Source organism: Halochromatium sp. (assembly GCF_054919635.1).
This window is the reverse complement of record NZ_JBUDPI010000194.1, coordinates 1-6,944: the sequence shown is the minus strand read 5'-3', so window position 1 is coordinate 6,944 and position 6,944 is coordinate 1. Positions and strand designations below refer to the sequence as shown.

At 62.9% G+C, this 6,944-nt stretch carries 5 protein-coding genes; 4 read left to right on the top strand and 1 reads right to left on the bottom strand.

What is annotated here, in order from left to right; all coding sequences use genetic code 11:
• The 4 genes from msrB to ACY693_RS12120 form a co-directional block, all read left to right on the top strand.
• Positions 1–690 (top strand): peptide-methionine (R)-S-oxide reductase MsrB (gene msrB, locus ACY693_RS12135; RefSeq protein WP_462322086.1); only part of this gene is annotated, 690 nt, incomplete at its 5' end.
• Positions 691–907: 217 nt separating this feature from the next.
• The gene (locus ACY693_RS12130) at positions 908–2,470 is read left to right on the top strand and encodes an FAD-dependent oxidoreductase (RefSeq protein ID WP_462322085.1); all 1,563 of its coding nucleotides are present in this window, start codon (positions 908–910) and stop codon (positions 2,468–2,470) included.
• Entirely contained in the window at positions 2,467–3,000 is a 534-nt protein-coding gene (locus ACY693_RS12125) for a hypothetical protein (protein ID WP_462322084.1), read from the top strand. Before ACY693_RS12130 ends, ACY693_RS12125 begins: the two co-directional genes overlap by 4 nt.
• A gap of 42 nt (positions 3,001–3,042) precedes the next feature.
• A complete protein-coding gene (locus tag ACY693_RS12120) occupies positions 3,043–5,682 on the top strand; it encodes a glycosyltransferase family 2 protein (RefSeq protein WP_462322083.1) in 2,640 nt (879 codons plus the stop codon).
• 110 nt (positions 5,683–5,792) lie between these two features.
• Here the strand turns inward: ACY693_RS12120 and ACY693_RS12115 are convergent.
• Positions 5,793–6,944, bottom strand: a 1,152-nt coding sequence (locus ACY693_RS12115) for an EAL domain-containing protein (protein ID WP_462322082.1), incomplete at its 5' end; no start/stop codon positions are given.

The window sequence follows — 6,944 nt, the reverse complement described above, 5'->3', positions numbered from 1 at the left end:
GTCGCCTATCCAGGTCAGGATCAGGACGGGACATCCGAGCCGAAGCCTGAGCGCCTGCAAGCCAGTGACCTCAATGCCGAGCGCCAGCTCATCGTGTTCGAGGCCGAAGACTGCCCCTTCTGCAAGCAATTCCGTGCCGAGGTGCTCAATGGCTGGTCCTCCGAGGTTCCAGTCGTCACGACGCTGAATCCACGTCCACCGAAAGGCTGGACACTGGAGAAGGCCCTCTTCGCCACCCCCACCATGGTCCTGTTCGAGGATGGCAAGGAGGTCTCCCGCTACACCGGCTACCAGGGCGATCAAGAGCGCTTCTGGCAGTGGCTCGGCTTCCAGATACTCACTCCGGAGCAACAACGCATCGCCTTCGAGCAGGGTACCGAGCGCGCATTCAGCGGCTCGCATCTGGATGAGAAGCGCCCCGGTGTCTTCGTCGACCCGATTACGGGCGCACCGCTGTTTCGCAGCGACACCAAGTTTGAGAGCAAGAGCGGCTGGCCGAGCTTCTTCAATCCCATTGAAGGCGCCTTGACCTACCATGACGACAACGCTCACGGCATGCGTCGTACCGAGGTCCGTAGCGCCAGCTCCGGCATCCACCTCGGCCATGTCTTCGACGATGGCCCCCCACCCACCGGCAAGCGCTACTGCATCAATGGCAACGTGCTGAGCTTCGTCCCGGATGCTGACTGACTGAATAGCAGAAATCCGCAGCAATGGCGGGGCTAATGCGCTACTCTTAAGGGTGCTCGCGCCGCCAACCGCGGCCGCTCGGTCATGGCCGAGTGGTACAGAGCCGCCAATGGCAAGGCCGAGGCGCTTTTGGTCTAGTCTCGGTTCTGCGTCTCAGGAACGCTCGCGAGCTGACCGGTCATTCACCTCAACGACCCAGCCCGGAGCTGCTCCTAGCATGCTCATTGATGCTCGCAGACTTGACGACAACCTCCGTATCGACGCTGATCTCGCCATCATCGGCGCTGGCCCGGCTGGCATCAGCCTCGCCCGGCGCTTGGCCAGTGCCAGAACCAACATCTGCCTCATCGAGTCCGGCGGCCTCAGCCTTGAGCCGGAGACCCAAGCCCTCTACCAAGGGGAGACGCCCGGACTCGAGTATCCCATCAGCAGCTCACGGCTGCGCTACTTTGGCGGGACCTCCGGTCATTGGGGCGGTTATTGCCGACCGCTCGATCCGATCGACTTCGAGTCTCGCGATTGGATCGCATTGAGCGGCTGGCCCTTCGGCCGTGAGGCACTGGAGCCGTATTGGGAGGCGGCGAGCGCGGCGGTCGAGGTCGCGCCAGCGCGCTACGAAGACGGTGACTATTGGGCACAGGCAACTGGCGAGCCTCTAGTCGATTGGCGGGCTGGCCGTTTCAATACACGATTCTTCCAGTTCAGCCCACCGACACGGTTTGGCGAGCGCTATCGTGGAGAGCTTGAGCGTCACGCCAACATCCAGGTCTTGCTGCATAGCAACCTGACCCGAATCGCCGCACTCCCCTCGGCACAGTCGATCAGCCATCTCGAGCTTAGAACCCTGAACGGTCTCCGCCACCAGGTTCGCGCGAAGCGCTATGTGCTCGCCGCTGGGGGCATCGAGAATCCACGGCTCTTGCTACTGTCGAGCGATGTGATGCCAAGCGGACTCGGCAATCAGCACGACATGGTCGGGCGTTGCTTCATGGAGCATCCACACCTCGGCGGCTTTGCCGATATCGTCATCGCCGACATCAATCGGTTGCCGCGCATTTATCGCGAGCGAATCCTCGTCGACGGACGCACCGCCCGCGTCTGCTACATCCCGCGTGCCGACTTCCTGCGCCGCGAGCAGCTGCTATCCGCCTCCTTCACCATGTCGGTCATCGAGACCTTCAATGCCGAGCCTGCAGTAAGCACCGATCAGGGCGCTGCCCAGTCGCGGACCATGCTCGCGGCGGCCAAGCCATTCCTGACCGAGTCGGCGAATGCGAACCCCTCGCTCGACGGCCAGCCCGTCCCCCAGCGCCAGCCCGCTAGCTTTGGTGTTCGGATGGGTATCGGCTGCGCCTGCGAGCAAACCCCGAACCCGGAAAGCCGTGTGACACTCAGCGACCAGACCGATGCGTTAGGACTGCGGCGAGCGCGGCTTGACTGGCGCCTGACAGAGCAGGATCGACGCAGCCTGCTTGCCAACATCCATGCGCTTGGCCGCGAGCTCGGCGCGACCGGCATCGGCCGTATGCGCCCCCGACTCGCCGACGATGGCCAGTGGGAGCCACGCGTCTCTGGCGGCAGTCATCACATGGGCACAACCCGGATGAGCGATGACCCAAGGCGTGGAGTCGTCGATCGTCACTGCCGGGTGCACGGCCTCGACAACCTCTACATCGCCGGATCTTCGCTGTTCCCAACCAGCGGCTCAGCAAACCCAACGCTGAACATCCTAGCGCTTGCCTACCGGCTCGCCGATCACCTCGAGCAACAGGCCGCATGAGTATCAACCGTCGCACCTTCATCGCCGGTGCGCTGGCACTGGTCTCGAGCCCACAGGCCGCGCAGGCTGTCGTCTCCAGGTTGGCTTCGGCAAGCGCTGTTGATAACGTCGCCGGCGGCGTGGGCCAGCGCTTGAGTGCTAGCGGCAGCCTGCCAGCCAGCGCCAGCCCGGGCGCACTGCTCGCCGCATTGAGCGATCCGACCGCCGCAGGCTGGCTCGGCCGACGCTATCTGAGCGAGCTTCCACAAGACCAGGATACGAACCGGCTGATCGACCAGTTGTCGACCGCAATCGCCCTCCACCAGGGCAGGGTGCCGGTGCACAGTCCCGAGCTCCAGAAGGCCCTCGTCTCGCTCATCCAGTACGAGTATGTCGCCGCACCGCTCCTCACGGTCGATGGTTGGCTGCTCGCGCCGAGCGAAGCGCGACTCTACGCACTGGCCGCCTTGGCCACGACCAGCCAGCAGGCGCTTGACCCGATGTCGCCGCCGACAAAGCCGCCGACGTCGCGGCTTATCGCGGGAAGCTGAAGCCCCACCCGCCCCAACAGATCTGCCCCTAAGGTCGCAGCGATGAATCGGTCTGTCTCCATCATCATCCCGGTCCTCATTGCTGGTCTCAGTCTCGCGCTCTGGGCAATAATGAACCGTCCCTCGGTCGAGCCGCCCTGGCCCACTCGCATCCAAGGCTATTCATTCCAACCGATGCGCGACGACCAAGATCCTGGACGCCGCATCTATCCGTCGCTCGCCGAGATCGACGAAGACCTGGCCTTGCTGCAAGGCGAGGCCCATGCCGTGCGCACCTACTCGGTTGATGGCCCACTCGGTCAGGTGCCACAGCTTGCCGCCTCGCATGGGCTCAATGTCTCGCTTGGCGCCTGGATCGGCCCCGATCGCAAGGCCAACGAGGCCGAGCTTGACCGATTGATCGAGATCCTGGGCCAGCCGCATCGCAACATCGTCCGGATCTTTGTCGGCAACGAGGCCATTCTGCGAGAGGACGTCGAGGTCGCCGAGCTGATCCGTGACCTCGATCGCATTCGTCCGCTCACCGAGATCCCGGTTGGCACCGCCGAACCCTGGCATATCTGGCTCAAGTATCCAGAGCTTGCCGAGCATGTCGATTTCATCGCCATCCATCTGCTGCCCTACTGGGAAGGCCTGCCGATCGACAAGGCCGTCGACTACGCCTTTAGCCGACTGTATCAGGTGCAGCAGGCGTTCCCGGACAAGGAGGTCATTATCGGAGAGATCGGCTGGCCGAGTAATGGACGGCGCAATCGCGGCGCCGAGCCCTCGCAAGCGAATCAGACCCGGTTCCTGCGCCGTGCGCTCGCCCGCGCTGAGCGAGAACGCGTGATCTACTACGTCATGGAGGCCTTCGACCAACCTTGGAAGGTCAAGATCGAGGGCGCAATCGGCACCTACTGGGGCGTCTACGACGCCGAGCGCGAGCCCAAATTCCCGCTCACCCAGCCCGTCGTCCGCATCCCGAATTGGCAGGAGCTCGCCGCCCTCTCGATCGGCATGGCGGTGTTCCTGCTGCTGCTGCTCTACCGCGACAGCGCAACCCTGTCTTCCTCTGGCAAGGGCTTCCTCGCGCTCATCACCTATGCCGCCTCGACAGCGGCGGTGCTGCTGGTCTACGACTACACCCAGCAATACATGACCCCACTGACCACTGCAGTCGGCGTGCTGCTATTGGTTGGCGGCATCGGCGTCCTCGTGCTGATCTCCGCCGAGGCCCATGAGTGGGCGGAATCGCTCTGGCTCAAGCGCTGGCGTCGTGCCTTTCCGCGGCGCCAGGTGCCAGACGAGTGGCTGCCGATGGTCTCATTGCATGTGCCCGCCTATAACGAGCCTCCGGCGTTGCTGATCGAGACGCTAGATGCGCTCGCGGCCCTGGATTACCCGCGTTTCGAGGTCTTGGTGGTAGACAATAACACCAAAGATCCGGCGGTCTGGAAGCCAATCCGCGCGCACTGCGCACAGCTGAATCGGCGCCTGCTGCTGAAAGGCAAGCCGAATGGCCAACGTTTTCGTTTCTTCCATGTCAGCCCACTCCCTGGCTTCAAGGCCGGCGCGCTCAACTTCGCGCTACGCGAGACCGACCCGAAGGCTGGCATCATCGCCGTGATCGATGCCGACTATCTCGTCAGTCCCAACTGGCTGCGCGACCTGATTCCGGCCTTCTTCGACGATGAGGTCGCCATCGTTCAGGCGCCACAGGACTATCGCGACGGCGAGGAGAATGCGTTCAAGGCCATGTGCCTAGCCGAGTATCGCGGGTTCTTCCACATCGGCATGGTCACCCGCAATGAGCGCAATGCCATCATCCAGCACGGCACCATGACCATGATCCGACGCGAGTCGCTCGTGGCTGTCGGTGGTTGGGCCGAGTGGTGCATTACCGAAGACGCCGAGCTTGGGTTAAGGCTCTTTGAGCAGGGCCACAAGGCCCTCTATATCCCAGCAACCTACGGTCGGGGGTTGATTCCAGACACCTTTGCCGACTTCAAGAAGCAGCGCTTTCGTTGGGCCTATGGGGCCGTGCGCGTCTTGATCGCGCATCGCCGTGAACTGCTCGGCCTGGGCCGAGCTCGACTCAGCGCCGGGCAGCGCTGGCACTTCCTCTCTGGCTGGCTGCCCTGGTTCGCCGATGGCTTCAATCTCGTGTTCAACTTCGCCGCACTCGCCTGGACGGTGGCGATGGTCGCCGCTCCACTGCGGGTAACGCCACCTTACATGAGCATTGCGCTGATACCGTTGGTGCTCTTTGGCTTTAAGATGATCAAGAGCCTGGTGCTGTATCGTCGCCGTGTCGATGCGACCTGGCGCCAAGCACTCGCCGCCGGCTTGGCTGGACTCGCGCTCTCGCACACCGTCGCGCGCGCAACCTGGGCCGGAGTCGTCTCCGGCAAGCTCGGATTCTTCCGCACGCCAAAACTGGCGTCGTCAGCGGCAGTGCTCCGTGCATTGGTCGACGCGCGGGAGGAAGCGCTGCTGTTGAGCGCCTTTCTGCTCGGAGCCTTCGCTATCCTGCAACGCCCAGATGCCTTTATGATCGACGTCCGAGTCTGGGCAGCGGTGCTACTGGTACAAGCCGTGCCCTACGCTGCGGCGCTAGTGGTCTCGTTGATCAGCGCCCTCCCTCGACTCCCCGCAGGCCTGATCGGCCTGTTGCCAGAGATGCGCAATCAGAGCGCATGAACGCTGCCCTGCTGAGGCGCCGATCATCGAATGTCTTGATGATCGCGAACGCCTACAGGCAGGCATTGGGCAGGCTCTGGCACCAGGATTGGTCAGATTGAGGGCGTTGCCTACACACCAGATGCTGGCGTCGGGGAATACGGCTTTGGCGCCGGTCGTGCGAGCAGAAAACCTTGCACATAGTCGATGTTGTGCGCCTGCAGCCAGTCGAGGTCCTCGGCCTGCTCAACACCCTCGGCAATCACGCCGATCTCCAGGTCGTGTGCCAACTGGGTGACGCGCTCGACCACCACCGACTGCACCAAGTTACCGCTCACCCCGTCGACCAGAGAGCGATCCAACTTGACGAAATCGGGACGCAGGCTAGGCAACAGACCCAGTCCGGCGTAGCCGCCGCCCAGGTCATCGAGGGCCACCTTGAAACCGGCCTCGCGATAGTAGCTCAGCACCTTGGCCAAATGATCAGGATCGCCAATCCGTTCGGTCTCGATCACCTCAAAGACGATGCGCTCGCGCTGCAGACCCGGCGCGTCGACCGCAGCGAGGGTTGTCCTCAGGCAGTTGATGGGGTCGTAAACCGCGGCTGGAGTAAAGTTGATAAAGATATGGCCTTCGATCTGATGCGCCGCTGCATTGGCAACCGCTGTGACGCGGGCAAGTCGGTCAAGTGGAAAGATCAGATCGGCACGCGCTGCGAGATCGAACATCAGGTCTGGTCGCACCTGACCACCCTCGTCATCGAGCCCGCGCAGCAGGCATTCATGTGCAAACACCCGCCCCGGCTCAGCAACATGAAAGATCGGTTGGAATAGGGTCGTGACCCGCTGCGCATGCAGTAGCGCCTGCAGCCAGCCACCGCGACAACGCGCGATATAGGTCTCCAGGCTCTCAACCTGACCCAATTGGGCGAAGCCGGGCTCCTCATCACCCGCCACGAAGAGGGCGCGACTATCGCGGCTCTCGGCCCGCGTAAGACGCTCATCGAGCAAGATCGCTAGGTCGTTCTGCTCATCGGAATGGACAGCAACCACCAAGCCCGGCTGGCTTGGGATATCCGCAACCGACATCGAGCTGTCTTTGAGCGCGGCCTTGAGCTTATGCGCAGTGTGTCCAAGCGGTGGCCAGATAAACAGCCGACCAGGCCCGTTGCTAGATGCCGGCGGCGGACCACAGCGAGCACAATCCTTTTCTGACATGTTGGTAAACCCTTGAGTCCCCTCCGAAAAGTATCCTAACGGGCGGATCGGCAGCCGTGAGCTGGT

Bases quoted from the DNA above. Each gene is read 5' to 3' on its own strand.
- ACY693_RS12130 (WP_462322085.1), top strand. From the start codon at position 908: ATGCTCATTGATGCTCGCAGACTTGACGACAACCTCCGTATCGACGCT.
- ACY693_RS12125 (WP_462322084.1), top strand. From the start codon at position 2,467: ATGAGTATCAACCGTCGCACCTTCATCGCCGGTGCGCTGGCACTGGTC.
- ACY693_RS12120 (WP_462322083.1), top strand. From the start codon at position 3,043: ATGAATCGGTCTGTCTCCATCATCATCCCGGTCCTCATTGCTGGTCTC.